The following is a 24,480-nucleotide window of genomic DNA, read 5'->3' as shown; positions in this document are numbered from 1 at the left end:
CACGGAAGCCAGCCATGTGAATCAGGAGAAGCAATGACCATTCTGGGATGGGTAAGTGAAAAGGACCGCCAGCAGTCTCTTTGTTATACGCCGTATCTATCCTCGACTCACTTCTACGAAAAACACCACTCCGCGCCGATTTATGCCACTCCGCAGGCCATCCTTGATGCGGTGGAACAGTATGATATGCGTAACGATCGGGTCGCTGATGCTCTGATGACGGTGCGGGAGCTACCGGGGAAAGTGCTGAGCCTGGGCAGGCAAATCAACCCACAGCCGGAATTTGGTTTGCACACATTTACGCTGTTGCAACGTCAGGATCAGCAGATGTCGTTTGGTCTGGCCGGGCGTTTCTGGCGGCCGGATATGGGGATTATTACGCTGGAGGATGCCGCTGACTTCGGACGGCTTCAGGATAAGGGGGTTGCCCGGCTGGTGCTGCATTTTCACCTGTTACCTGATGGAGAAGCGTGGCGGTTATGTACTGAAACCTTTATTGGCTGCCCGGATACCCGTACCCGCCTTAAACTGCTGCCTTACTGGTTGCTGATCCGTGCGGCCAGTGGACTGATACGTCGCCGGATGCTGGCTGCTATCCGGCGACAGGTTTCAGCGCCCGTGCGCTGAATCTCTTCAGATAAAGCGCGACAGGGTATAGCAGCGCTCAGCCTCCGGGGTGATGTCGGTCATGTGCATGGCACCATGGATCAGGCCATCGAGCCAGTGGAGGTTTACGTTCACACCTTCCGTGATAAGACGCCGGGCAAAGGCCTCGCCTTCATCCCTCAACGGATCGTATTCACACAGTAACAATGTTGTCGCTGGTAAGCCGCGTGCCGATGACAGGAGCAGGGGGGAAATCAGCGATGTTTCCGGCAGCGGCTGCTGGCCGAGATAATGCTGCCAGCAGAAAGCCATCATCTCTTTTGTCAGCCCGTAGCCCTGCCCACAGGTCTGATAAGAGGGTTGTGACAGGCTGGCATCCAGCGCCGGATAGAGCAACAGCTGATGATAAATGGCAGGACCTCCGCGGTCCCGAGCCATCAGACATACCGCTGCCGCCAGATTCCCCCCGGCACTGTCACCTCCCACGGCAATCCGCGTGCTGTCCAGATCCCAGTCTGTGTCATGGTCGCTGATCCAGCACAGCGCCTGCCAGAGATCGTTTAACGGCACGGGCCAGCGGTGTTCCGGTGCAAGCCGGTAGTCGACAGAAAATACCACGCACCCGGTGTTTTCTGCCAGCAGGCGGCAGGGCCGGTCCCACGCCGTGAGGCTGCCCAGGCACCATCCTCCCCCGTGAGCCCAGATCAGCGCCGGGCGTCCTGTCTGCTGTTCCAGCGCGCAGGGCACATAGACCCGTACGGTGATGGCGTGCCCGTCGCTCGCGGGAAAGGTGAAACTGTGCTGATAATGCCCATTGCGGGCTTCGCCCTGCTGCGTTATCAGACTGAGATCGGTCTGGTGGCGAAGTGCCGCCAGCGACAACGACTCTGCCGGCACCTGCCGGGCAAGCCAGGCCGCAACGTCTTTATTCAGTGGCATGGGTTATTCCCTGTAAAAATGGCAGGGCCAGGTGACAGAATGCCTCAGGGCACTCTTCGGTAATAAAGTGGCCGCAGTTCTCCACCATGGCATTTTGCAGGTAAGGTGCGACGGGCTGCATCGTCAGATAGGGCGCATCACGGGTGGCATGTTCTGCGCCAATGGCCAGCACGGGCATCGGCAGCGGTGTCAGGGCGCGGCGCTGATTTTGACGCACGGTTTCAGGTATGGCGCGATAATAACTGAAACCAGCCTGAAGCCGTCCGGGCTCGCTATAGGCCTGGATATAGATATCGGCCGCCACCCGGTGACGCTGCCATGACCATTTGTCAAAGATAAAACTGAGATAGGCGCGTTCGCGGCCCGTGGTGAGCGCCTCTGGCAGGTCGGCCAGCTGATTAAACATAAAGTGCCAGAGGAAGATATTTTCCTGGGGATCAACAAAAATTGACGGGGCGGGTGCCAGCCCGGGGATCACCGCTTCGGTCAGGATCAGCCGTTCAATCGCCTCGGGAAAATCAGCGGCCAGCGCGTAACCCACCCACATACCGATATCGTGGCCGATGGCCTGGTAGCGGGTGTGTCCCAGCTGTGTCATCAGCTGGTGGGCCACTGCCGCGATATTCCCGGTGTCGTAACCGCCTGCGGGTGCCTCAGACTCTCCGGTGCCCGGCGGGTCGATGGCCACCGTGGTAAAGCCTTGCTGTGCCAGTGTTGTCATGACGTCACGCCAGGCAAACCAGGTTTGCGGCCATCCTGGCAGCAGCAGCACGGCCGGGCCTTCACCCTCGGTGACACAGTGCAGTTTTCGTCCTGCAATCCGCAGATAATGGTGTTTCTTTTCCATAATCAGTCGATTCCCAGCAGTGTGTTTATCTGCGTCTGGCTGACGCGGGCAGCGGCAAAATCATCAAACACGGTATCGGCCACGTTGATAATGTGACGACGGATAAACTCGGCCCCTTCCTGTGCGCCATCTTGCTTGTTCTTCAGACAGCACTCCCACTCCAGCGCTGCCCAGCCGGGATAATCGTACTGCGCCAGTTTTGAGAAGATGGCAGGGAAGTTCACCTGCCCGTCACCGGTCGAACGAAAACGTCCGGCGCGCTCTGTCCAGGACTGATAGCCGCCGTAGAGTCCCTGGCGCCCCGTTGGTATGAACTCGGCATCCTTCACGTGAAACATGCGGATGAAAGGATGATAGATATCGATAAAATCCAGATACTTCAGTTGTTGAAGAACAAAGTGGCTGGGATCAAACAGGATTTTGCAGCGAGGGTGGTGCCCGGTACGCTGTAAAAACATCTCGAAGCTGATGCCATCGTGCAGATCTTCCCCCGGATGAATCTCAAAGCACAGATTCACGCCCAGCTCTCCTGCCTCATCCAGCACGGGTCGCCAGCGGCGGGCCAGTTCATCAAAGGCACTTTCCACCAGTCCCGCCGGGCGCTGGGGAAAAGGAAAGATATAGGGCCAGGCCAGTGAGCCGGAAAAGGTGCCGACATCTTCTAAGCCCAGACGCGATGCTGCCTTAAGGGTGGCCAGCAACTGTGTTTTCGCCCAGGCCTGTCGGGCCGACGGTTCACCGCGCAGCGCGTGCGGTGCGAAGCCGTCACACAGGGTGTCATAGGCGGGATGAACGGCCATCAGCTGGCCAAAAATATGGCTGGTCAGTTCACTGATCGTCAGACCGCGTTCGGCCAGGCGTCCCCGCAGATCGTCGCAGTAAGTCTGGCTCTGTGCTGCCGTATTGACGTCGAACAGACGACTATCCCAGGCGGGAATTTGTAACGCCTTGAACCCCTTTTCCTGTGCCCAGTTGGCGAGATTGTCGAGGGTATTAAAGGGATAAATATCGTCGCTGAACTGTGCCAGATGCAGGCTGGGGCCTTTGAGGGTTTTCATATACTTTCCTATTAGTTGTCAATCAACAAACAATAGGGGCGCGGCCTGTTTCTGGCAACCTGTGATCGCGGCGGCAGCACAAAGGGTTCATCTTCCTGTGTTTGAGGTGATTGATTTACAGTAGGCTTTTACAAAATATGCAGGATAATAGGTGCTGATTTTCGCGACTAATTGGAAATATTATGGCGGGCAGACCAAGAGAATTTGACCGGCAGATGGCACTGGTTCAGGCCCGGGATCTGTTCTGGCGCCACGGCTATGAAGGCACTTCCCTGTCTGACCTCGTGGCGGCGCTGGGGATCGCCTCGGCACGTATTTATAAAGCGTTCGGCTCGAAAGAGCAGCTGTTCCGTGAAGCTATCGGCCATTACGAGCAGCAGGAAGGGGGATTTGCTGAACGCGCCCTGCGGCACCCTGATATCCAGGTGGCCATCAGAGAGATGCTGGAACAGGCCGTCCGTTTATATGCCCGCCCTGAGGCGCCGCTGGGCTGTATGGTGGTGTCGGCGACGGGCGCTTTAAGTGAAGACCATTTGCTGCTGAGTGAATGGCTGATGCAGCAACGCACCCGTCGCACCCGGGGGATCGTTGAGCGAATGCAGCAGGCGGCAGAGGCTGGGCAACTGTTAGCGGGAACCGATACGGAAAGCCTGGGAAACTATTACGCTACGGTGTTGCATGGCCTTTCTGTTCAGGCCCGTGATGGCGTCAGCCGTGAGGCACTGTACCCGGTGGTGCGTTGCTCACTGCTGCTGTTGCAGAGCACGCGCACACCCGAATAAATCGCGATATCACGGATGGCCCGCCGCCTCCCTGCGTTTGCCATCTGTGATCCCGCTATTCTGTGGTGATATAGCGCTGCCGGGTTTTATCAAAATGATAATCAACAGTGATATCAGCCTTCTCGCTGTAGCAATTAAGCCACACCATTTTCCCTGTATTATCACTCTCCATATTCTGATAAATCGCTGTCATATAGAAGCCGAACTGACACGGGGGCCGCTGCGGGTTAATCGTCTGATCGGTGTTGCCGGTTTTTTTATTGATAACACTGATACTGTCGATGGCGATGCCATCCGTGCTGGCCTGATAGTGGCCGATAAAGCTGTGTGTCGGGGTTTGCCCCCAGAAAGGAATATCAACGTGCCGGGCTGAAATGCGCTCTTCTGCGGTATTGTTTAGCGACGCAGTGTGCTTCAGCGCAACGGCATAACGCTTTTCCCCCTGCTGCCAGTGACCAGTGAGTTCCCCGGCCTTAAGTGCCAGGCGGAACGGGCAGGACTGCGTATCAAACCCTTTTTTTGTCCCCTGAACCAGCGCACGGTCATAATCGTCAGCACCATGAACTTCACAGAGTTCAAGCGCGTCAGCGGTGCGTTTACCGTATAGCGGGATGGGGGCATGATACTTATCGTAATAATAGCTCCCCTTGATGTTGAGCCCACTGCCATAGCTGTCGTATTCCTGCAGTGACAGGTGTATCGGCCAGGCGCCGAGCGAACCTTCATAGTTATCGACCACATACCATCCAGCGTGGGCGCTGCCGGCGAGTAAGAATGCGGCGATCGTCAGGCCTGTTTTCATCTTCATGGTTCTCTTTTCTTCCCTGTATTTTCAGTGGTGATGGCTGCCTGTTCATCGGTAGCGCTGGCCTGTAACAGCCGGGTCATGGCCTGTAAATTAGTGGATTGTGTGCCTTTACGCCAGATCAGCCAGATGGCAATTTTGCCGCGTCCGCCGCTAAGCGGGTAGGATCGTACGCTGTCCCTGCCGGGCATACTGGCCAGCATGCTGGCGGGGATCAGCGCCAGTCCTGCCCCGGCGCTGACGCAGGCGAGAATACCGTGGTAAGACTCCATCTCAAAAATCTTACCTGGTGCGGCATCTTCCCGTGAAAACCAGTTTTCAAAATGCCGGCGGTAGGAGCAGTTGGCGCGGAACGCGTAGATAGTTGAACCGGAGATACTGGCCGCGCTGGGTACCGGGGGATGATTCAGCGCGGCAATCAGCACCAGTTCTTCGGCAAACACCGCCACGCCCTCCAGCTGTGGATGCTTTGGCGGCCCGTCAACAAAGGCGGCACTGTACTGTCCGGCCAGCACACCATCGATCATATCCCCGGACGGGCCGGTGGTCAGATCCAGCTCGACCTGGGGCCAGGTTTGATGATAACGCGCAATCAGCGGCGGCAACCGCACGGCCGCAGTGCTTTCAATCGCCCCCAGGGTGAAAATGCCGCTGGGATGCTGGCCGGACACGCTCTGCCGCGCTTCTTCCGTCAGGGCCAGAATACGCTGGGTGTAGTCGAGGAACGTTTTGCCGCTGTCTGTAATGTACAGACGCAATTTTTCGCGCCGGAACAGGGCGCAGCCGAGTTCTTCTTCCAGCTGCTTCAGACGTGTGGAGATATTAGACGGCACCCGGTGTAGCTTTTCGGCCGCCGCCGTGACGCTGCCTTCCTCTGCAATGGCACGGAAAATTTCAAGCTGGGCTAATTCCATATCATTCTCTTTTTGAGCTAATAATTTTCTCTATTATTCATTTTAAAAGAATCTCTCGCAAGCCTATGATGACGGTATATCGCGTCGTTTGGGTGAATACGCGGTGCCACATTCTCTGTTTTCTGATAAGGCGGTCATCATGACAAATGTCTCTTCTGCGGTAGCAGTTTCACGTAATCCGGCGACGGGCGAGATCATTGCCCGTTATCCTTTCGCCAGCAGCGCGGATGTCAGCGAGGCGCTGGCGTCTGTTAACTCGGCGTTTCAGCAGTGGCGCCACAGTGCAATGAGCGACCGTGTGGCGTTGTTGCAAAACATCGCAGGCGGACTGCGTCAGCAGGCCCAGGCACTGGCCGATATGATGACCCGTGAAATGGGTAAGCCTGTCGATCAGGGGCTGGCTGAAGTGGAAAAAAGCGCCAGGTTGTGCGAATGGTATGGTGAGCATGGTCCGGCATTCCTCAAGCGTGAACCGACGCTGGTGGAAGGTAACAAAGCCTTCGTGGACTATCTGCCACTCGGCCCGGTGCTGTCCGTGATGCCGTGGAACTTCCCGGTGTGGCAGGTGCTGCGTGGTGCTGTACCCATCATGCTGGCGGGCAACAGCTATTTGCTTAAACCGGCACCGAACGTGATGGGCTGTGCGCTGTTATTGCGAGATATTCTGACGAATGCCGGTGTGCCGCAGAACTTATTTGCTGTCGTGAATGCTGACAATGACGGTGTGGCACAGGCGATCGGCGATAAACGTATTGCCGCCGTGACGGTAACGGGCAGCGTGCGTGCCGGTGCGGCCATCGCCGCGCTCTCCGGGGCCGCGATTAAGAAATGCGTTCTGGAGCTGGGCGGGTCCGATGCTTTTATCGTGCTGGCCGATGCAGATATCGATGCGGCCGTGAAGGGCGCTATCGCCGGGCGTTTTATGAACAACGGACAGATCTGTATCGCGGCAAAACGCATTATTGTGGAGGCGGCGGTGTTTGAACAGTTCAGCGAGAAATTTGTCAGTGCCGTCAAAGCGATGAAAGTTGGCGATCCGCGTGAGTCAGGGACCTGGATTGGCCCGATGGCACGCTTCGATCTGCGTGATGAACTGGACGCGCAGGTGCAGGCAACGTTGAAAGAGGGCGCCACGCTGCTGCTGGGCGGCCACGCGCTACCGGGAGAAGGGAACTGGTATGCGCCAACGGTTCTCAGTGATGTCAAACCCGGCATGACCAGCTTTGATCAGGAACTGTTCGGGCCGGTGGCCTCGCTGATTGTGGCAGACGATGCTGCGCATGCCGTTGAGATGGCCAATGATTCTGAGTTCGGCCTGGGCGGCAGCCTGTGGAGCCGCGATCTTGCCAGGGCACAACAGCTGGCGTCGCAGATTGAAACGGGGGGGATGTTTATTAACTCCCCGAGCTTCTCCGATCCGCGTGTGCCGATCGGTGGCGTGAAGAAAAGCGGGTTTGGCCGTGAGCTGTCACACTTCGGCCTGCGTGAGTTTACCAATACTCAGACGGTCTGGATTGAGTCCTGATTGTCTTCGGCCGCCGGGTAGTGGCTGCTGAGCCAGTGCTCAAGACCTTCCGGTGCCAGAGGGCGTGAATAATAAAACCCCTGGATCTCATCACAGCCTAAACGCTGCAATGAGGCCAGGGTTTGCTGATCTTCCACCCCTTCGGCCAGTACCACATAGTGCAGCTCTTTCAGCATGGTGATGACATGGCGGGCGATAACTTCGCTGGCCGGGTCGTGAGAAAGCTTCTGGATCAGCGATCGGTCCAGCTTTATCACATCCACCGGAATACGGCACAGCGTATTGATATTGCTGTAGCCGGAACCAAAATCATCCAACGCTATGCGGAAACCGCGCAGCTTAAGTTTATCCAGCCCCCGCCGTGCATCAGGATTCCCCAGTACCTGCTCGGTCTCAAGACATTCAATGCACAGATCGTCGGGATTAAGCCCGGCATTGAGCATCTTCTCTTCCAGCTTATCGGCAAAGTCCGCACGTGAAAAATCACTGACGCACAGATTCACCGAGGCCGGCAGGTTTAGCCCGGTACTGCGCCACTGACGCAGCTGCGCCAGGGTGTGGTCGATCACCCAGTCCGTTAACTCTTCCATCAGGCTGGTTTGTGCCACCAGCGGGATAAATTCATCCGGCGGAATATTGCCGAACAGCGGATGATCCCAGCGCAGCAGGGCTTCCAGTCCGACCGGTTTACCGTGCAGCAGGGAGATCTGCGGCTGATAAACCAGGTACAGCCCTTTGTTGCCGCGCAGCGCTGCCGCCAGGTCATGCAACAGGCGGAAGTTCTGGCTGTTACGGCCATCACTGTCAGCATTGTAGGCCATGTAACTCTGCTTCAGCGTGATGGCTTCATGCAGGGCGCTGACCGCCCGACGCAGCACTTCAGTGACCTGTGACTCAGCCGGAACAAAGCTCACCTCACCGAGGTGCGGTTTAGCATCAATCGTAATATTGTCAAAAATCTGGGCGCGTATGCCGCCGAGCCGCTTGCTGAGCTCACGGGCGCGGGCACCATTATTCTTGCCACTCAACAACGCAAAACGGCCAACCGCGACGGTATACAGCACGTCGTCATCTTCCAGCTGCAGACGCGAACGCAGCATGGATGTCAGTTCTTTGAGCAGGCTTTCTACCGCATTCATTCCTACCGAACGCGCAATCTCATATGCACGCGGCATATCAATGCAGTCGATAAGGGTCAGATGATGAGTCTCATCGTTACCGGCCTGCTGCAACAGTTCGATATCTTTCAGCAGGCGCTGACGATTCGGTAACCGTGTCACCACGTCCTGATAACCGGCAATGTACCACGCATCCAGATAGCCGATGACCAGACCGGCTAACAGCTCCAGCAATTCAATTTTGTCATCAGAAAATGTCTGAGGTTTGATATCGGTAACGCACAGGGTGCCGATGAGTATGCCATCACGATTACGCAGGGGAGCACCGACATAGAACCTTATAAAAGGCTCCCCAAGCGTCAGGGGATGCTGGCTGAAGCGCGGATCACGATGCGTATCGTTGCATACCAGCACGGTTCCCAGCGCCAGCGTATGGCGGCAAAAAGCATTCTGCAGTGACGTTTGTTTAAGGTCGAAGTTACAGGATGCTTTTATAAACTGATTCTCGTCATCGAGAATGGAGACAAAGCTGCCGGGGATGCCCAGCAGTTCACTGGTCAGCCGGGTAAATTTTTCGAGAATATCATCACGGTCCGCATCATCGGCCTTCAGCATCTCAAGGGCCGCCAGGCGTTTAGCCTCGTCGCTACAAAAAGTCCCGCTCATATTCAGATTCGCTTTCCAGATTATCGGCCGTGAAGCGGGGCCAGGCTAGGATCGGTATCGGCGGCTGTAAGCCAAACTTTATTGATTACATGACGAAATTGTTTAATCAATAAAAAATGTGAGAGAGAGGCGACAAATATCAGTGGGATACAGACAGGCTGTGCCTGACGTGCGCAGACGTTTTCAGAGGGGCGGGCGCAATACTGGCACGTGCTGACGCACATTCTGCGGATAGCCTTGTGCAAAAGAAGCGTGAACATGGAGGGGAGCCTGTCGTGTATCCTGAATGGTGTTTCCATTTGAATGATGATGCGGGCCTGCTTTACGTCAGCGTGCAGCGGCTGTTTAAACGGGTGTTCTAATCTTTCTCTTATAAGGATGCGACCATGAGTGATTTGCCTGACATTTCTATCGGCATGCTGTTGTTCCCCGGATTAACCTCGCTGGATTTGACCGGACCGTATGAGGTTTTTGCCTGTGCGCCTGGGGCGAAAGTCCACCTTATCTGGAAAACCCTGGACCCTGTCATCTCCGATCGCGGGCTGGCGATGCTACCGACACAGACCTTCGACAGCTGCCCGCCGTTAGATGTGATTTGCATACCTGGCGGGCCGGGGCAGATAAACCTGATGGACGATGACAGCACGCTAGCGTTTATCAGGCACCAAAGCCAGCAGGCCAGGCTGGTGACGTCCGTCTGTACAGGCTCCCTGATCCTGGGGGCGGCAGGTTTGCTTCAGGGATATAAAGCCACGTCTCACTGGTTATCCATCGGCCAGCTTGCTTTGTTGGGCGCAGAACCTGTCAGTGAGCGGGTGGTTCGGGATGGTAATCGTATTACCGGTGCGGGCGTGACGTCGGGTATCGACTTTGCGTTGTATGTTGTGGCGGAACTTTACGGCGTTGAAATCGCACAAAACATTCAGCTGGGTCTGGAATATGATCCCGAGCCCCCCTTTAATAGCGGATCTCCGCATTCTGCACCGCAAGAGCAGGTCAGACAGATGAGAGAACGGCTTGCCCCCTTTATTGAAAAGAGACGATTAGCGACGCTGAAATCGGCGGGCAGACTGAAAGGGTAAACCTGTTTTCTTCCGGGTGTCAGGAAAGGCGGTGTTGAGGTGATTAAACTTGCAGAGAATATTGGCTCGTCGCCATACTCTGATTCTCAATTTAACATAATTAACGTTATGCGAAGTTAAATTATTGATTTTTATTATTAAATTTCATGTGAGAATCCATAAAACGGATATGTATCTGTAACGTTGTTACCGGGGAAAAGCGAGTTTTCCCCGTCTTTCTATCTGTTACCTACTGAACACGGCTTCCAGCTTATCGATCTGTGCCTGCCACTCGGCCGGGTTGTTAGAGGGTTAAAAATAAATAATTTTAGGTATTAAAAATACCGATAAATTGAAAATAATAAACCTTCTCGTGCAAAGCGGCTTGGGTGTATGCCTAATATGTCAGTGAAATTTCCCGCTGGGGCTGGAGCTGCCGGCTTTGCGTGGCAGAGAAGACCTCCTGCTGAAAGCGATTCAGAGGGAAAATGAATAACACCTGTATTTTGTGTTTTATGCCTTAAATTTTACCTGAACCACGTAATAATGGAGTTATGTGGCTTTTCTTCGCTATGCTATAAATCTATAATAATGGGTGTTAACCTCAATTTATGGTTTTAAAACGCGTCATGATGGATTTAACCCTCAGCAAGCCTGATGAAATTGTTAAGTTGCTCTGCGAGCGGCTGCGCAAAGAGCGCCTCCTGCAACAAATGACCCAGGCCGACGTGGCTGCCAGGGCGGGGATCGGTGTGAACACCGTGTCCAACCTGGAGTCCGGGCGCAATGTGGGGTTTGAAAATCTGGTGAGAGTGGCGATGGTACTCGGCCGTGGGAAAGAGCTGGAGTCGCTCTTTGCCCCTCAGATCGACAGTCTGGACGATTTGCTGCGCTTTGAGAAAACCGCCACCCGTCAGCGGGTCAAAAAGAGTACGCATCATGGTGAATAAAGTGGATGTCTGGTACGAAGGATGGGGCGACCGCTGGCTCTGGGGATCGCTGGTATCCTCTACGGCGCTCACCGGGCGACCGGTGATCCTGTTTGAGTACAGTGAAGAGGCCATCCGTCGTGGACTGGAGTTGGCCTCCCTCACCCTGCCACTGAAAGGCCCACGCTTACGCAGAGACTTCCCTGTTCACCAGATGGGCCTTCCCGGCCCTGTTTACGACGCGCTCCCTGATGGCTGGGGCATGCTGTTAATGGACAGACTGTTTCGCCAGCGCGGGCTAAATGCGGCACGGATTGGACCGTTAGAGAGACTGACCTGGATCGGCAACAATGCGATGGGGGCGATGTCATTTGAACCGTCGCAGGCTGATGCCGCAGGCCAGGTTGAAGAGATTGCCCTTGCGCAGCTCTCAGCAGAAGTGCAGGACGTGCTGGAGGGCGAAGGCGGTGAATTTTTGCAAAGGCTGTTGCAGATGGGCGGTTCTCCACAGGGTGCAAGACCGAAAGCGTTGCTGTACCGCGATCCGGATAGCGGTCACTTCAGCACCGCCAGCACTCCCGGGCTTGAGGCCTGGCTCATCAAGTTCCCTGCCCGGCAGGAGCATCCGGAAGTCTGTGCCATCGAAGCTGTTTATGCCCAGTGTCTGCGTGAATGTCGTATCAGTACGCCAGACACCGCGTATTTTGCCCTTCCCAACGGACAGGCTGCTTTTGCTTCGCGGCGATTTGATCGGCAAAACGGCCTGCGTGTACCGATGCAGAGTCTTGCGGCTTACACCGGGGCCAATTATCAGGTGGCGGGCGTGCTGGACTACACCAATTTTCTGCGTGCCACCCAGTTGTGCACTAATGATGTCAGGCAGAAAGCGCTGGCATTTGAACGGGTAGTGTTCAACGTGGTGTTCAACAATCGCGACGATCATCCGAAGAACGTCGCGTACTGCATGTCAGCCAGTGGCGAGTGGACGCTGGCCCCGGCATATGATGTGACGTACTGCGAAGGCCCGGGTGGCTATCATCAGATGGACGTGATGGGCGAAGCGCTGGATATTGGCCGTGAACATCTGCTCGCACTGGGTGAACAGGAAACGGAACTGACCGCGTCGCAGATAGAGGCGATGCTGGAGAAGCATTGTACCATTGCCTCCGGTTTTGCCAGCAAGGCGGAGGAGCTGTTTCCCGGACGCATCACCGCTGAGACACTGCGCACCCTTCAGGGGCGTATCGATGACAATATTGCACGCATGCAGAAGTAGTTTTCGTCCGCCGGCTGGCCGTTCCGCCATTCGTTAAACGTTATCATTCTTCTGCTACCACACGGGCAGCATCCCATAATCCCATCATATGAATAATGGCCCGTTCCACGGCTGCCAGTGGCACATTATCCCGCGCAAGTGTCGATATTCCCACCAGGAAACTGTCAAAGCTGACGGCCAGTGCCAGTGTGTCCTCGTTATCCGATAACTCACCGCTGCTGATGCCCCTTTTTACGCAATGCAGTATTCCTTCACGGGTACGGCGGCGGGACGCCTCCAGCGGCATGAGGATATGTCTGTTTTCTGCCGTGCAGGTAAACATGGCACTGAGTGTGACCATACATCCCCTGGGATGCTCAGCCCCGTACTGCATCCGGGCTGAATGTATCAATGCTGTCTCCAGTGCCTGCCGGGCAGGCAACCCACTGTCCCACAAAGATTCTGTCACCTGTGCATGCGTGTTCAGATAACAGTTCACGGCCTCATTAAAAAGCGCCTCTTTTGACCCAAAAGCGGCATAAAAACTGGGGGCTGTAATCCCTTTGCCTATTGATGCTTTCAGCATCGCGAGTGAGGTTGAATCGTAACCATGTTCCCAAAAAAGGTGCATGGCTTTTATCACCGCGTCATCCCGATCGAACTGTCTTGGTCGGCCTGTTTTCATTATCACCTCCTCCGCGATTTATACTAATCGATACATATTTAATTGACAACGCTGAGAGCGGCAATGCAACATATGTATCGATCGGTATATATTGTATGCCCGTGATAGCGCCATCGTCGCCTGAAGCGATAACGGCAAGCCCCGAATTGACTGAACAGGTTGAATGATGAACGTACAGCAACGCACCAGAGAAGCTCAGCAACTGCCCGTATTTGCCCTGCTTGCCCTGGCGATGGCAGGCTTTATCTGCATACTAACCGAGACCATACCCGCCGGACTCCTGCCGGAAATGAGTGCCGGACTCGATATTTCACCGTCTCTGGCCGGGCAACTGGTGACGGCGTATGCAGTGGGGTCGTTACTGGCCGCCATTCCCCTTACGCTGATGACCCGAACCTGGTCACGCCGAACCGTTCTTCTCAGCACGGTTGGCGGATTTCTGATTTTCAACACGCTGACGGCGATCTCTTCTCACATCGCCGTCATTTTAATCGCCCGGTTCCTTGCTGGCGCTTCAGCGGGCCTGGCATGGAGCCTGATCGCCGGATATGCGCGAAGAATGGTCGTTCCCTCGCTTCATGGACGTGCGCTGGCACTGGCAATGGTTGGCACCCCGATTGCTTTGTCTCTCGGGGTGCCGGCAGGCACATGGATGGGGGCATTTCTCGGATGGCGCCTGACTTTTGCTGTGATGTCAGGGCTGTCGGTCATCCTCATTGGCTGGATACTGCTTGCAGTGCCAAATTATCCGGGTGAGCCAGACACAAAAAAAGTGCAGTTGGGTTCCGTGTTGCGTCTCCCCGGCGTACGGTCAGTGCTGGGTGTGGTGCTGGCGTGGATGCTGGCACACAACATTCTTTACACCTTTATTGCGCCGTTTATTGCGCCTGCGGGTCTGGCCGGAAGGATTGATTTGGTATTGCTGGTCTTTGGTATTACCGCCCTGTGCGGCATTTTTATCACCGGCAGAATCATTGATACCCATCTGCGCAAAGCAGTGCTGCTGTCACTGTCAACTTTTGCGGCGGTGTCCCTCGTTTTTGGTCTGGATGCGAGCAACCCGGCGGTGATTTACACTGGCATAGCCCTTTGGGGGCTGACGTTTGGCGGCGCGGCAACACTGCTCCAGACGGCGCTGGCGGATGCTGCGGGTGAGCATGCCGATGTGGCGTTATCGATGAATGTGGTGACGTGGAACAGCGCTATCGCGTTGGGAGGCATGACAGGCGGTTTGCTGCTGGAACATTATGGAACGGGGTCTTTTCCCTGGGCTCTCCTCGTGGTGTTAATGGTTGCTGTTATAGTTGTTGTGCGTTCAGAGCAGGGGTTCCCGATCGCCAGCCGGCAATCCCGTGAGCCAGTAAGTCATCAATAGTTTTTCAGGTGATGGCCTCTTAAACAATATTTTCATCCGACCGCAACCTTTGCCTGCGGTCGGGCGAACCTCTGGTTAAGGTCATCAGGCGCTGTCGCCTGTCCCCACACTGGAGAGATCATGATGCGTATGAAAAACACCCTGAGTACCCTGGCTGTTGCTGCCGTTCTTGGCCTGGCATTGCCTGTGACGTCCGCCTTTGCCGCCCTGGCGGTCGGTGAAAAAGCCCCTGACTTTGAGCTTAAGGCGGCGCTGGCCGGAAAACCGACCACCTTCTCACTTCAGCAGGCATTGAAAAAAGGCCCGGTCGTGCTGTACTTCTTCCCCGCTGCCTTTAGCGCCGGCTGTACGCTGGAAGCCCACGACTTCGCTGAAGCCACCGACGAATTTACCCAACAGGGTGCGACGGTGATTGGTGTGACCGCAGGGAATGTGGATCAGATTGCCAAATTTTCCCAGCTGGAGTGCCGCGACAAATTTACCGTTGCCGCCGATCCGGGCGCGAAAGTTGCCGGCGAGTATCAGAGCACCATGCAGATGAAGGGGCAGACGTTGTCTGACCGTACCTCCTATGTCATCGCGCCGGACGGCAAAATCCTGCTGAGTTATACCGATAAGAACCCGGATGCGCATATCCAGAAAGCGATGGATGCTGTGAAAAAATACCGTCAGGCCAACCCGGCATAACCTTGTTCACTTAAGCAGGTAAAGTATGCTGACTGCCATCGCAGCCGCCTTTCTGGGCGGCATGATCCTGAATCTGATGCCGTGCGTGTTTCCGGTGATTTCACTGAAAGCACTGAGTCTGATCCGCCATCACGACCAACCCGCTCAGGCCCGTGCGGAAGGGCTGGCATTTCTCGGCGGGGTGGTGATCACCATGCTGCTGCTGGCCGGCGCATTATTGCTGGCCCGTGCGGGTGGGTCGGCCGTTGGCTGGGGCTTTCAGCTCCAGTCACCGCTGGTGATTGCCCTGCTGATTCTGGTCATGCTGGCGTCAGCGCTGAATCTGTTTGGGCTGTTTGAAGTGGGGCTCTCGGTACAGCGTGTGGGGGAAGTGGGCAGCGGGCGCGGCGGTTTAACGGGATCCGCGCTCACCGGGGCACTGGCGATTATCGTTGCCACGCCCTGCAGTGCACCGTTTATGGCCAGTGCCGTTGGCTATGCGCTGACGCAGCCGCCGCTGGTCAGTCTGGCTATCTTTACCGCACTGGCGCTCGGGTTTGCCGCGCCGTTTACCCTGGTCTCCTTCTTCCCGTTGCTGGCACGCGTGTTGCCTGCGCCGGGGGCCTGGATGGTGACGCTGAAACATGCACTGGCATTTCCAATGTTGGGCGCCGTCGCCTGGCTTATCTGGGTCCTCGAGCGGCAGGCTGGCTCTGCGGCGCTGGCGCTGATTCTGGCCTGCTGCCTCGTGCTGAGTTTTGCCGCCTGGCTTTATGGCATCGCGCAGAAACGCCGTATGATGGGACGCCGCCACTGGCCGCAACACCTTGCCACAGCGCTGTTTGTGCTGCTGGTGGTGCCGCCGCTGGCCAGTCTGACCTCACTTTCTTCACAGACGGAGGCGGACGAGGGTACGGATGCCGCCGCTGCGGTGGCCTGGTCACCGCAGAACGTTGATGCCATCAAAGGACAGGGTAAACCGATTCTGGTGAACTTTACTGCCTCATGGTGCATCACGTGCCAGGTGAACGATCGGACATCGCTCTCAACACAGGCGGTCAAAGCCGCGATGGCGCGTACCAGTACGATTTATATGGTCGCGGATTCGACAAAATACAATCCAGATGTGGAACAGGCGCTCAGTGATTTTGGACGCGGTGGACTGCCGCTCTATGTGGTGTACCCCGCCGATGGTGGCAAACCTGTGGTGCTGCCGCAGGTGCTGACGCCGCGTATCGTGATCGACGCGCTCGACCATGCAACAGAAACCGGGAAAAAAACCTAATGCGATCTGTGTGTGAATGCCAGCGCAATGTCTTCTGACGCTGCGCTGAATATCAGGGCAGTGAATGGCTGAAACGGATACCCGGGCGCAGACGTGGCCGCATCTGATGGCCAGTGCGCAGGCGGGAGATCAGAACGCCTATAACCAACTGCTGAAAGCGATGGTGCCTGCCATCCGGGCCTTTGCACGCCAAAAAATCCGTGATGAAGCGCTGGTGGAAGATGTGGTTCAGGAGTCACTGCTGGCGATCCATCGTGTGCGGCAGACCTACGATCCGCAGCGGCCGATCCTGCCCTGGGTGGCTGCGATAACGTCGGCGCGGGCCATTGATGCGTTACGCCAGCGCGGACGTCGCCCGGAAGTTCAGGATGATGATGCCTTACTGAACCAGGCTGCTGAAAGCGACGGCGCTGAAAACAGAGAACGGGCCGTTCAGGATGAATTAGCCGGATATCTGGGCAGTCTGCCTGCACGTCAGCGCGAGATGGTGGAGAGTGTGCATCTGCGCGAGCAGAGCCTGGCGCAGGCCGCTGCCGCCAGCCATTTGTCAGTGTCTGCCGTGAAATCACTGTTGCATCGCGCGATGCTCAACCTGCGTAAATATGGACGGGGGAATGATGAAAAATCATGACCAACTGATCGACACACTCAGCCAGTCAGCCCGGCCCGTAAAACGTACCTGGCCCGTCGGCTGGCGTGTGGTGGCCTGGATTATCACCGTGCTGCCCTGTGGCATGCTGAGCAGTTGGGCATGGCACAGCCGTTTCACCGACTGGTCCCAACCGGGGGCGGGGCTGGCGCTGCTCACCCTGGTGCTGGCGTTTGGCATAGGGGCCAGTGCGATGGCCGGGGCGTTTACGTTGAGCATTGCCGGCCTAAAACCGCTCAGGCTGAGGTGGGCCGCATTGCTGGCCGTGGTCTGGCTGGCGATCAACCTGCTGAACACGGCCTCTGCTGCCGCGACTGCCGGCGCCGGGCGTTTTGGCGAAGGTATTCACTGCTATCTGTTTATGCTTTCGGCCAGCCTGCCGATGATGGTGATTTCGATTGTCTGCCTTAACCGCACCCGCTCTCTTTATCCACGACAAAGCCTGGCGCTGGCGGGGTCGGGCATCGCTTTTATGTCATCGACGCTGCTGTCGCTGTGCCACGAAGTTCACCTGCACAGGCTCGATTTTACGATGCACCTGGCCGCAGGTGCGACCATTGTGTTGCTGACAGTGCTGACCGGGCGGCGCTGGATACAGCTGAGCCGCTAGCTATGTCGTTTATCGTTAGCCGTTAGCGCGATCAGCTGGGCCAGCTCAGGAAGGCATGAACCACAGTTGGTGCCGCATTTCAGCGCTGTACCCAGTGCGGCTGGGGTGCCGCATCCTCCGGCAATGGCGTTCAGGATCTGATTTTCTCCGATGCCAAAACAGCTGCAAACCGTTTTTCCACGTGCCTCACCTCCCCGCTGCCTTCCTGCCAGTAATGCAAAGCGTCCGGCAGCATCAGTGGGGGGCTCGCTGAAGGCGGCAACCACCGCGGGGGCGTCGATCGCCGGCCTCTCTGCGGCACTCCAGAACGCCAGTGCCAGCCTGCCTTGTTGCCAGCCCAGCAGATGAAAGTATTCGCCCTCAGCCTGAGCGGTTTGCAGCGCCATCTCATGTAATAAACCCTGCTGATGCAGCCAGCTTTGCGCGTCACCCTGCCCGGCCAGCAGCCAGCGTGTAACGCCGTTTTCCGCAATGCGTGACCACCAGACCCCTGCGCCGGGCTGCCAGTCACCAGGCAGACAGAGTACAGCCTGCCAGTCACTTTGCCAGCGTCGTACGCGCACTGCCGTCTGCTTACTCTCCGGCTGCCCGGAGTGCGGACAGACGTTGGCAGCGATAAGCGCATCCACGTTACCGTGGCTGGAGAACTGCCGATTCCAGTGCATCGGTACAAAGAGGGAACCCGGTTGCTGATCTTCGCTGAGGCACGCACGGCACACTATCCAGCCATTTTCTGACTGAACGCGTACCAGATCACCTTCTCGCAGATGATACCGGGCGGCATCCTGCGGATGCAGCTCACAGAAGGGTTCGCTGATGTGCTGCATCAGCCGCGGCACGTTGCCGGTGCGTGTCATGGTGTGCCACTGGTCGCGGATGCGGCCGGTATTCAGCAGCAGCGGCCAGCGCTCATTTTGCTGTGCGACGGGCAACGTGGGCACCAACGGGAGCATGCGGGCTTTGCCATCAGGGTGGAAGAAACGGCGATCGCTGAACAGGCGTGTACACCCTGCGGGATGTGCTGCGTTAACCGGCCACTGTATCGGTTTCAACGTATCCCACTGCGCGTTAGTGATATCCGCCAGTGCGCTGATATCAAAGGCCCGGGTGCCCTGGTTCTCAAAGCCCGAGAGTGCCGCGTGCTCCCGGAAAATGTCTGCAGGATGCTGCCAGTTAAACGCTTCAGGAAACCCCATACGCTGTGCGACCCTGGCGAGGATCCACCAGTCCGGGCGTGAGTCGCCTGCCGGTGCAACAAAACCACGCTGACGTGAAATCCGGCGTTCAGAGTTGGTCACCGTGCCGTTCTTTTCCCCCCATCCCTGGGCGGGTAACAGTATGTCGGCCAGTGCAGTGGTGTCCGTCTGTGCACAGACGTCCGATACGATCACCAGCGGACAGCGCTTCAGCGCCTGCGTCACCGTCAGACCATCCGGCAGTGACACTGCCGGGTTGGTGCCCATAATCCACACGGCTTTGATTTTCCCGCAGCCGATAGCGTGAAACAGATCGACGGCCATCAGACCGGGTTTATCGGCTACCCCCGGGCTGTGCCAGAATCGTGCCACCCGATCCACCTCCTGCGCGCTGAACCCCATATGCGCCGCCAGCTGGTTGGCCAGACCGCCCACTTCGCGGCCCCCCATCGCATTGGGCTGCCCGGTCAGTGAAAATGGCCCGCTGCCTGCCCGGCCGATTTTTCCGCTGGCAAGGTGGACATTGATAATGGCGTTACATTTGTCACTGCCGCTGCTCGACTGGTTGATGCCCATACAGTAGAGCGTCAGTGCGTTGCTGGCGTGAAGGAACAGCTGGAAGAACGTTTCCACCTTCTCCTGTGGCAACTGGCAGAAGTCCGCTACCGCTTCGCTGCTCCATGCGGATGCGGATTCTGACGTCTCATCCAGCCCGTTAACGACCGCACGCATCTCGTTATCGATACCGCCATGCTGCGCCAGCCAGTTCAGCAAACCGGTGAACAACGCGGCATCGCTGCCCGGCTTCAGCGCCAGATGCAGGTCGGCAATATCGCAGGTGGCGGTACGCCTTGGGTCAATCACCACTACGCGCAGGCGGGGATTCTCTTTACGGGCCTGAACCAGGCGTTGGAACGCCACCGGGTGCGCCCAGGCGGTATTGGAACCCGCCAGGATCACCAGATCGGTATGGTTCAGGTCGTCATAGCAACAGGGGACGGCATCTGCACCCAGTGCCCGTTTGTAGCCGACCACTGCCGAGGCCATGCAGAGCCGGGAATTAGTATCAATATTGGCCACGCCGAGAAAGCCTTTCATCAGCTTGTTAGCCACATAGTAATCTTCGGTCAGAAGCTGCCCTGAGGCGTAAAAGGCCACGGCTTGCGGGCCGTATTCGCCGATCACCGTCTGTAGGCGGTCTGCCACCGTGTCCAGTGCGCTTTCCCAGCTTACGCGCTCACCGTTGACCTGCGGATGCAGCAGGCGGCCCTGATGGCCGAGTGTTTCGCCCAGTGCCGCCCCTTTGACGCAGAGGCGGCCCAGATTGGCCGGGTGCTGTTTATCACCGCTGACCTGCACCCTGTCACTGTCATCGCGGGTGATGGTCACTCCGCAGCCGACACCACAGTAGGGACAGGTGGTGTTCATGAGGCTACCACCTGAACCTGCGCCATCTCCTCACTGGCTACCCAGACCCGGTCCTGTTCGATTTTCACCGGCCAGCAACGTACGGCGAGCCCGCTACCGTCAAGCGCCTGACCATCACTCAGGCGGAAACGCTGCTTATACAGCGGTGAAATGACCATCGGTTCGCCGCCTGCATCGCCCAGTATGCCGCGTGACAAGACGCTGGCCCGCGTGCCAGGTTCGTTATCATCCAGCACGAAAACCCGATCGTTCAGGCGGAACAGTGCAATGCGCTGGGTTCCGATGCGCGCGCCAATCCCGGCCTGCGCCGGAATTTCATCCAGTCGGCAGATATCGGTCCAGGGAAGAGGGGTGGCATCCTGCACAATCGCCAGAGGCGCATCGGACGGACGTATCTGCCCGCGTTCCTGCTGCCACTGCACGGTTTCATCAGGCAGGCTGCTGTTGAGTGTTGAACGGAACAGAGCCAGACGGTCCGGGCTTTCCAGCGTGGTACGCCATTCACACTGGTAGCTGTCTACCACCCGGGCCATCTCCTGTTCCAGCTCATGAGCAATGCCGAGCGAGTCGTCAATGACGACCTGGCGCAGGTAATCCAGCCCTCCTTCCAGATTGTCCATCCAGACGCTGGTTCTCTGTAGCCGGTCACCGGTGCGGATGTAAAACATCAGCAGGCGGTCGACGTAGCGGATTAGCGTGGCGTCATCAAGATCGCTGGCAAACAGGTCAGCGTGGCGGGGTTTCATACCGCCGTTACCGCAGACGTAAAGATTCCAGCCCTTCTCGGTGGCGATCACGCCGATATCTTTGCTCTGTGCCTCCGCACACTCACGGGTACAGCCAGAGACCGCCATTTTGATTTTGTGCGGCGCGCGCAGCCCCTTATAGCGATTTTCCAGCGCAATCGCGAAACCCGTGGAGTCCTGAACACCGTAGCGGCACCAGGTGGAGCCCACACAGGATTTCACCGTGCGCAGTGATTTTCCGTAGGCGTGCCCGGTCTCAAATCCTGCGGCCAGCAGCGTCTCCCAGATATCCGGCAGTTGTTCGAGGCGGGCACCGAACAGGTCGATGCGCTGCCCGCCGGTAATTTTGCTGTAGAGATTATAGCGCTCTGCGACCTCGCCAATGGCAATCAGGCCACGTGCGGTGATTTCACCCGCCGGGACCCGTGGTACCACTGAGTAGGTGCCATCCTTCTGAATATTGGCAAAGTAGCGATCGTTAGTGTCCTGTAACGGCAGATGCTGGGGTTTAAGCAGGTACTCATTCCATACCGATGCCAGCAGTGATCCCACCAGAGGTTTGCAGATCTCACAGCCCAGCCCGCGGCCATGCTTCGCCAGCAACGCATCGAAACTCTTGATCTCTCCGACGCGTATCAGGTGATGCAACTCCTGGCGTGAGTGGGCAAAGTGTTCGCAGATATCCTTTTTCACCTCCACGCCCTGACTGGCCAGCTGATACTCCATCACCTGTTTTACCAGCGCTGTGCAACCGCCGCAGCCGGTAGCGGCTTTGGTACAGCTTTTTAACGAAGCCATATCGCCACAGCCGCCGGATACCGCTGCACAGATATCGCCTTTGCTGACGTTATGACAGGAGCAGACCTGGGCACTGTCCGGCAGCGCTGCCACGCCAAGCGCTTTTACCGCCCCGCCTTCCCGCTGCGGCAGGATCAGATGTTCGGGAGCGGCAGGCAGCGGCATACCGTTCAGCATCATTTGCAGCAGCGTGCTGTACTCGCTGCTGTCGCCCACCAGGATCCCACCCAGCAGCTGTTTGCCATCGGCAGAGACGACAATTTTTTTAAAGATTTCCTGCGGTTCATTGTTCCAGTAGTAGCTCTTGCTGCCAGGCGTGCGGCCGTGGGCATCGCCAAACGATGCCACCTCCACGCCCAGCAGTTTCAGCTTTGTGCTCATATCGGCACCGGTAAATGCGGCTTCTTCCCCGGCCAGTACCGCCGCAGCCACGCGTGCCATCTGATAGCCTGGTGCCACCAGCCCAAAAATTTGCCCGTTCCACAGTGCACATTCGCCAATGGCCAGAATATCGTCATCGGAAGTGATACAGCTGCTATTGATATCGATACCGCCACGGGGTCCGAGGGTCAGCCCGGCAGCGGCAGCCAGCTGGTCACGCGGGCGTATACCCGCTGAGAACAGCACCAGGTCCGTGTCGATCTGGCTGCCATCCGCGAAGCGGAGCTGTAAGCGGCCATCCTGCTGACGGACGATCTCCTGGGTGGATTTACCGGTGAGCACCTGTACCCCCAGCGCATCGATTTTGTGCCGCAGCATGGCCGCCCCGCCCTCATCCAGTTGTACGGCCATCAGGCGCGGGGCAAACTCCACCACTGCCGTTTCCAGACCGAGCTGCTTCAACGCATTGGCCGCTTCCAGGCCTAGCAGGCCACCACCAATCACCACGCCGTGCCGCGCGCTCTGTGCTTTAGCGGCGATGCCATCAAGGTCATCCAGCGTGCGATAGACAAAGCAGCTGTCGCTGTCCCCTCCGGGGATGGGCGGCACAAAAGGCCAGGATCCGGTGGCCAGTACCAGTTTGTCCCATGCCATCTCGTGACCGCGGGTATCACGAACACAGCGGCGCTGGCGGTCAATTTCCGTTACCGCACAGTGGGTGCGTAGTTCGATGCCATAGTCGTCAAAAAAATGGTCACTCACCATCGACAGCTCGGCGTGACCCTTACCGGCAAAATATTCCGAAAGATGTACCCGGTCGTAGGCCATATGGCGCTCTTCACCGTACACCACAATATGAAACTGCTGATGCAGCTGTCGGTTAACCAGCTGCTCAAGGAAATGGTGGCCTACCATGCCGTGGCCAATAACAACAAGGGTCGGTTTGCTCATCTGATGATGTCCTGCAGCCTGTGGCTGCGTTGTGTGTTCCGGGTTAAGCAGCAGGTGCGGACTCTGTGGGGTCGCGTTCTGCAGGTGGGCAAGCAGGGTGGCGCTGTCGCCGGTATCCCCGTAAAGCAGGATCCCCACAAGCTGTTGCTGTCGAAAAAACAGGCGCCGGTAGTGACCCGCAATGGGATCAAAGGCGCTGGCGCTGTGCCGGTTTTGTCGTGAGGAGATATCCCCGGCGCTGAACATCTCAATGCCGCTGACTTTCAGGCGAGTGCCATTGTCTTCACTGACATAGTCCGCAACGGGCATGCCCGCCAGCCGCTGTGCCAGCACCTTTGCCTGGGCGAAACAGGGGGCGACCAGACCAAAGGTTTCACCCTCGATTTCACAGCACTCACCGAGCGCGCTGATACCTGCCAGGGCGGTACGACACTGACGATCTACCACCACGCCGCGCTGGCAGGGGATCCCGGCTTCACGTGCCAGCGCGGTGTCGGGTATCACGCCGATAGCGATAAGCACGCAGGTGGCGGGAAGCCGGGTGCCGTCACGCAGCGTTACCCTGGTCGGATCGACACGGCTCAGCGCGGTGTCGAGGCGGCAGTCGATACCCCGCTGCGCCAGTGTGGCGGCCAGCAGACCACCGGTTTCTGGATCAAGCTGCCGATCCATCAGCCAGCTGTTTCGATGGATCAGCGTGACCGCGCGTCCGCGCAGGCGCAGGGCCGCGGCAGCTTCGATACCCAGCAGTCCGCCGCCCAGTACGACCACAGGGCCCGTGCTGTTGAGCATCTGTTCGACATCTGCCAGGGTGCGAAATCCCTGAACATGCGGCAGCCGGATACCGGGGATCTCAGGAAAAACCGGCAGCGAGCCGGTGGCCAGCACCAGCTGATCCCACTTCAGGGTCCGCTGTCCGGTGGTCAGCGTTTGTCGGTGCGAGTCCAGTGATGTCACGGTTTCTCCGCTGTACAGCGTGATGCCGTGCTGGTGGTACCAGTCGGGCGTATGCAGCAGTGTCTCCTCGAAGGCTTTTTCACCGCCCAGTACCGGAGAAAGCATGATGCGGTTGTAGTTGCCCAGCGGTTCACGGCCAATCACTGTGATGCGGTAACGGCCAGGCACCAGTTGGCACAGGGTTTCCACCATACGCATGCCTGCCATCCCATTGCCGATCACCACCAGATGTTCCGCCATGATGTGCC

General features: G+C 57.4%; 20 protein-coding genes. 11 read left to right on the top strand and 9 right to left on the bottom strand.

Going from position 1 to position 24,480, the window contains the following annotated elements:
- The first annotated feature begins 33 nt into the window (after positions 1 to 33).
- Positions 34 to 627 (top strand): hypothetical protein, encoded by a 594-nt coding sequence (locus HHI26_RS22870; RefSeq protein WP_171149762.1) that lies wholly within the window; start codon positions 34 to 36, stop codon positions 625 to 627.
- Between the two features lie 6 nt (positions 628 to 633).
- On the opposite strand, the gene HHI26_RS22865 is transcribed toward HHI26_RS22870, so the two are convergent.
- Genes HHI26_RS22865 through HHI26_RS22855 form a run of 3 tightly spaced genes read right to left on the bottom strand, consistent with a single transcriptional unit; the run spans position 634 to position 3,450 of the window.
- Positions 634 to 1,545, bottom strand: a complete 912-nt coding sequence (locus HHI26_RS22865) for an alpha/beta hydrolase (RefSeq protein ID WP_171149761.1) — start codon at positions 1,543 to 1,545, stop codon at positions 634 to 636.
- A complete protein-coding gene (locus HHI26_RS22860) occupies positions 1,532 to 2,392 on the bottom strand; it encodes an alpha/beta hydrolase (protein WP_171149760.1) in 861 nt (286 codons plus the stop codon). The genes HHI26_RS22865 and HHI26_RS22860 overlap by 14 nt, the downstream gene beginning before the upstream one ends.
- Before the next feature lie 2 nt (positions 2,393 to 2,394).
- A complete protein-coding gene (locus tag HHI26_RS22855) occupies positions 2,395 to 3,450 on the bottom strand; it encodes a sugar phosphate isomerase/epimerase (protein WP_159338415.1) in 1,056 nt (351 codons plus the stop codon).
- A 182-nt stretch (positions 3,451 to 3,632) separates the two neighbouring features.
- On the opposite strand from HHI26_RS22855, the gene HHI26_RS22850 reads away from it, so the two are divergent.
- Positions 3,633 to 4,232: a TetR/AcrR family transcriptional regulator gene (locus HHI26_RS22850; RefSeq protein WP_133846751.1), complete on the top strand. Its 600-nt coding sequence runs from the start codon at positions 3,633 to 3,635 to the stop codon at positions 4,230 to 4,232.
- Positions 4,233 to 4,287: 55 nt separating this feature from the next.
- On the opposite strand, the gene HHI26_RS22845 is transcribed toward HHI26_RS22850, so the two are convergent.
- Entirely contained in the window at positions 4,288 to 5,040 is a 753-nt protein-coding gene (locus tag HHI26_RS22845) for a hypothetical protein (RefSeq protein WP_171149759.1), read from the bottom strand.
- The gene (locus tag HHI26_RS22840) at positions 5,037 to 5,951 is read right to left on the bottom strand and encodes a LysR family transcriptional regulator (protein WP_171149758.1); all 915 of its coding nucleotides are present in this window, start codon (positions 5,949 to 5,951) and stop codon (positions 5,037 to 5,039) included. Before HHI26_RS22840 ends, HHI26_RS22845 begins: the two co-directional genes overlap by 4 nt.
- A gap of 139 nt (positions 5,952 to 6,090) precedes the next feature.
- Between HHI26_RS22840 and HHI26_RS22835 the strand changes: the two genes are divergently transcribed.
- Positions 6,091 to 7,476, top strand: a complete 1,386-nt coding sequence (locus tag HHI26_RS22835) for an NAD-dependent succinate-semialdehyde dehydrogenase (RefSeq protein ID WP_171149757.1) — start codon at positions 6,091 to 6,093, stop codon at positions 7,474 to 7,476.
- Here the strand turns inward: HHI26_RS22835 and HHI26_RS22830 are convergent.
- Positions 7,452 to 9,260, bottom strand: coding sequence for a GGDEF domain-containing phosphodiesterase (locus HHI26_RS22830; RefSeq protein WP_171149756.1), 1,809 nt, complete (start codon positions 9,258 to 9,260; stop codon positions 7,452 to 7,454). The genes HHI26_RS22835 and HHI26_RS22830 overlap by 25 nt on opposite strands.
- Positions 9,261 to 9,646: 386 nt before the next feature.
- Here HHI26_RS22830 and HHI26_RS22825 point away from each other — a divergent pair, with 386 nt between their 5' ends.
- The 3 genes from HHI26_RS22825 to HHI26_RS22815 all read left to right on the top strand — a co-directional run bounded on the left by HHI26_RS22825 (position 9,647) and on the right by HHI26_RS22815 (position 12,526).
- The gene (locus HHI26_RS22825; protein ID WP_133846755.1) at positions 9,647 to 10,342 is read left to right on the top strand and encodes a DJ-1/PfpI family protein; all 696 of its coding nucleotides are present in this window, start codon (positions 9,647 to 9,649) and stop codon (positions 10,340 to 10,342) included.
- A gap of 611 nt (positions 10,343 to 10,953) precedes the next feature.
- A complete protein-coding gene (locus HHI26_RS22820) occupies positions 10,954 to 11,271 on the top strand; it encodes a helix-turn-helix transcriptional regulator (protein WP_133846801.1) in 318 nt (105 codons plus the stop codon).
- Positions 11,261 to 12,526, top strand: coding sequence for a type II toxin-antitoxin system HipA family toxin (locus HHI26_RS22815; protein WP_133846756.1), 1,266 nt, complete (start codon positions 11,261 to 11,263; stop codon positions 12,524 to 12,526). Before HHI26_RS22820 ends, HHI26_RS22815 begins: the two co-directional genes overlap by 11 nt.
- 43 nt (positions 12,527 to 12,569) lie before the next feature.
- Here HHI26_RS22815 and HHI26_RS22810 read toward each other — a convergent pair whose 3' ends face one another.
- The gene (locus HHI26_RS22810; protein WP_171149777.1) at positions 12,570 to 13,193 is read right to left on the bottom strand and encodes a TetR/AcrR family transcriptional regulator; all 624 of its coding nucleotides are present in this window, start codon (positions 13,191 to 13,193) and stop codon (positions 12,570 to 12,572) included.
- A gap of 160 nt (positions 13,194 to 13,353) precedes the next feature.
- Here HHI26_RS22810 and HHI26_RS22805 point away from each other — a divergent pair, with 160 nt between their 5' ends.
- The 5 genes from HHI26_RS22805 (at position 13,354) to HHI26_RS22785 (ending at position 17,775) form a co-directional block, all read left to right on the top strand.
- Positions 13,354 to 14,565, top strand: coding sequence for an MFS transporter (locus tag HHI26_RS22805; protein ID WP_241008336.1), 1,212 nt, complete (start codon positions 13,354 to 13,356; stop codon positions 14,563 to 14,565).
- Positions 14,566 to 14,688: 123 nt separating this feature from the next.
- Positions 14,689 to 15,252: a peroxiredoxin gene (locus HHI26_RS22800; protein WP_133846804.1), complete on the top strand. Its 564-nt coding sequence runs from the start codon at positions 14,689 to 14,691 to the stop codon at positions 15,250 to 15,252.
- A 25-nt stretch (positions 15,253 to 15,277) separates the two neighbouring features.
- Positions 15,278 to 16,516, top strand: coding sequence for a thioredoxin family protein (locus tag HHI26_RS22795; RefSeq protein ID WP_171149755.1), 1,239 nt, complete (start codon positions 15,278 to 15,280; stop codon positions 16,514 to 16,516).
- Positions 16,517 to 16,580: 64 nt separating this feature from the next.
- Positions 16,581 to 17,147, top strand: a complete 567-nt coding sequence (locus HHI26_RS22790; RefSeq protein WP_133846758.1) for a sigma-70 family RNA polymerase sigma factor — start codon at positions 16,581 to 16,583, stop codon at positions 17,145 to 17,147.
- Positions 17,134 to 17,775, top strand: a complete 642-nt coding sequence (locus HHI26_RS22785; RefSeq protein WP_133846805.1) for a DUF1109 domain-containing protein — start codon at positions 17,134 to 17,136, stop codon at positions 17,773 to 17,775. The genes HHI26_RS22790 and HHI26_RS22785 overlap by 14 nt, the downstream gene beginning before the upstream one ends.
- Here the strand turns inward: HHI26_RS22785 and HHI26_RS22780 are convergent.
- The gene (locus HHI26_RS22780) at positions 17,772 to 20,399 is read right to left on the bottom strand and encodes a nitrate reductase (protein WP_171149754.1); all 2,628 of its coding nucleotides are present in this window, start codon (positions 20,397 to 20,399) and stop codon (positions 17,772 to 17,774) included. The two genes, HHI26_RS22785 and HHI26_RS22780, sit on opposite strands and share 4 nt — an antisense overlap.
- On the bottom strand, positions 20,396 to 24,472 hold the full coding sequence (gene nirB / locus HHI26_RS22775) for a nitrite reductase large subunit NirB (protein ID WP_171149753.1): 4,077 nt from the start codon (positions 24,470 to 24,472) through the stop codon (positions 20,396 to 20,398). The genes HHI26_RS22780 and nirB overlap by 4 nt, the downstream gene beginning before the upstream one ends.
- Positions 24,473 to 24,480 lie beyond the last annotated feature (8 nt).

It is taken from the genome of Erwinia sp. JH02 (assembly GCF_013074405.1).
GTDB classification, from domain to species: Bacteria; Pseudomonadota; Gammaproteobacteria; order Enterobacterales; family Enterobacteriaceae; genus Erwinia; species Erwinia rhapontici.
Note: the sequence above shows the minus strand (reverse complement) of the source record. Positions and strands in the feature narration are given on the sequence as shown.

Coding starts and splice junctions, on each gene's coding strand:
- HHI26_RS22825 (WP_133846755.1), top strand. CDS start 9,647: ATGAGTGATTTGCCTGACATTTCTATCGGCATGCTGTTGTTCCCCGGA.
- HHI26_RS22845 (WP_171149759.1), bottom strand. CDS start 5,040: ATGAAGATGAAAACAGGCCTGACGATCGCCGCATTCTTACTCGCCGGC.
- nirB (WP_171149753.1), bottom strand. CDS start 24,472: ATGGCGGAACATCTGGTGGTGATCGGCAATGGGATGGCAGGCATGCGT.
- HHI26_RS22815 (WP_133846756.1), top strand. CDS start 11,261: ATGGTGAATAAAGTGGATGTCTGGTACGAAGGATGGGGCGACCGCTGG.
- HHI26_RS22860 (WP_171149760.1), bottom strand. CDS start 2,392: ATGGAAAAGAAACACCATTATCTGCGGATTGCAGGACGAAAACTGCAC.
- HHI26_RS22870 (WP_171149762.1), top strand. CDS start 34: ATGACCATTCTGGGATGGGTAAGTGAAAAGGACCGCCAGCAGTCTCTT.
- HHI26_RS22800 (WP_133846804.1), top strand. CDS start 14,689: ATGCGTATGAAAAACACCCTGAGTACCCTGGCTGTTGCTGCCGTTCTT.
- HHI26_RS22850 (WP_133846751.1), top strand. CDS start 3,633: ATGGCGGGCAGACCAAGAGAATTTGACCGGCAGATGGCACTGGTTCAG.
- HHI26_RS22865 (WP_171149761.1), bottom strand. CDS start 1,545: ATGCCACTGAATAAAGACGTTGCGGCCTGGCTTGCCCGGCAGGTGCCG.
- HHI26_RS22855 (WP_159338415.1), bottom strand. CDS start 3,450: ATGAAAACCCTCAAAGGCCCCAGCCTGCATCTGGCACAGTTCAGCGAC.
- HHI26_RS22795 (WP_171149755.1), top strand. CDS start 15,278: ATGCTGACTGCCATCGCAGCCGCCTTTCTGGGCGGCATGATCCTGAAT.
- HHI26_RS22790 (WP_133846758.1), top strand. CDS start 16,581: ATGGCTGAAACGGATACCCGGGCGCAGACGTGGCCGCATCTGATGGCC.
- HHI26_RS22830 (WP_171149756.1), bottom strand. CDS start 9,260: ATGAGCGGGACTTTTTGTAGCGACGAGGCTAAACGCCTGGCGGCCCTT.
- HHI26_RS22805 (WP_241008336.1), top strand. CDS start 13,354: ATGATGAACGTACAGCAACGCACCAGAGAAGCTCAGCAACTGCCCGTA.
- HHI26_RS22835 (WP_171149757.1), top strand. CDS start 6,091: ATGACAAATGTCTCTTCTGCGGTAGCAGTTTCACGTAATCCGGCGACG.
- HHI26_RS22780 (WP_171149754.1), bottom strand. CDS start 20,399: ATGAACACCACCTGTCCCTACTGTGGTGTCGGCTGCGGAGTGACCATC.
- HHI26_RS22820 (WP_133846801.1), top strand. CDS start 10,954: ATGGATTTAACCCTCAGCAAGCCTGATGAAATTGTTAAGTTGCTCTGC.
- HHI26_RS22840 (WP_171149758.1), bottom strand. CDS start 5,951: ATGGAATTAGCCCAGCTTGAAATTTTCCGTGCCATTGCAGAGGAAGGC.
- HHI26_RS22785 (WP_133846805.1), top strand. CDS start 17,134: ATGAAAAATCATGACCAACTGATCGACACACTCAGCCAGTCAGCCCGG.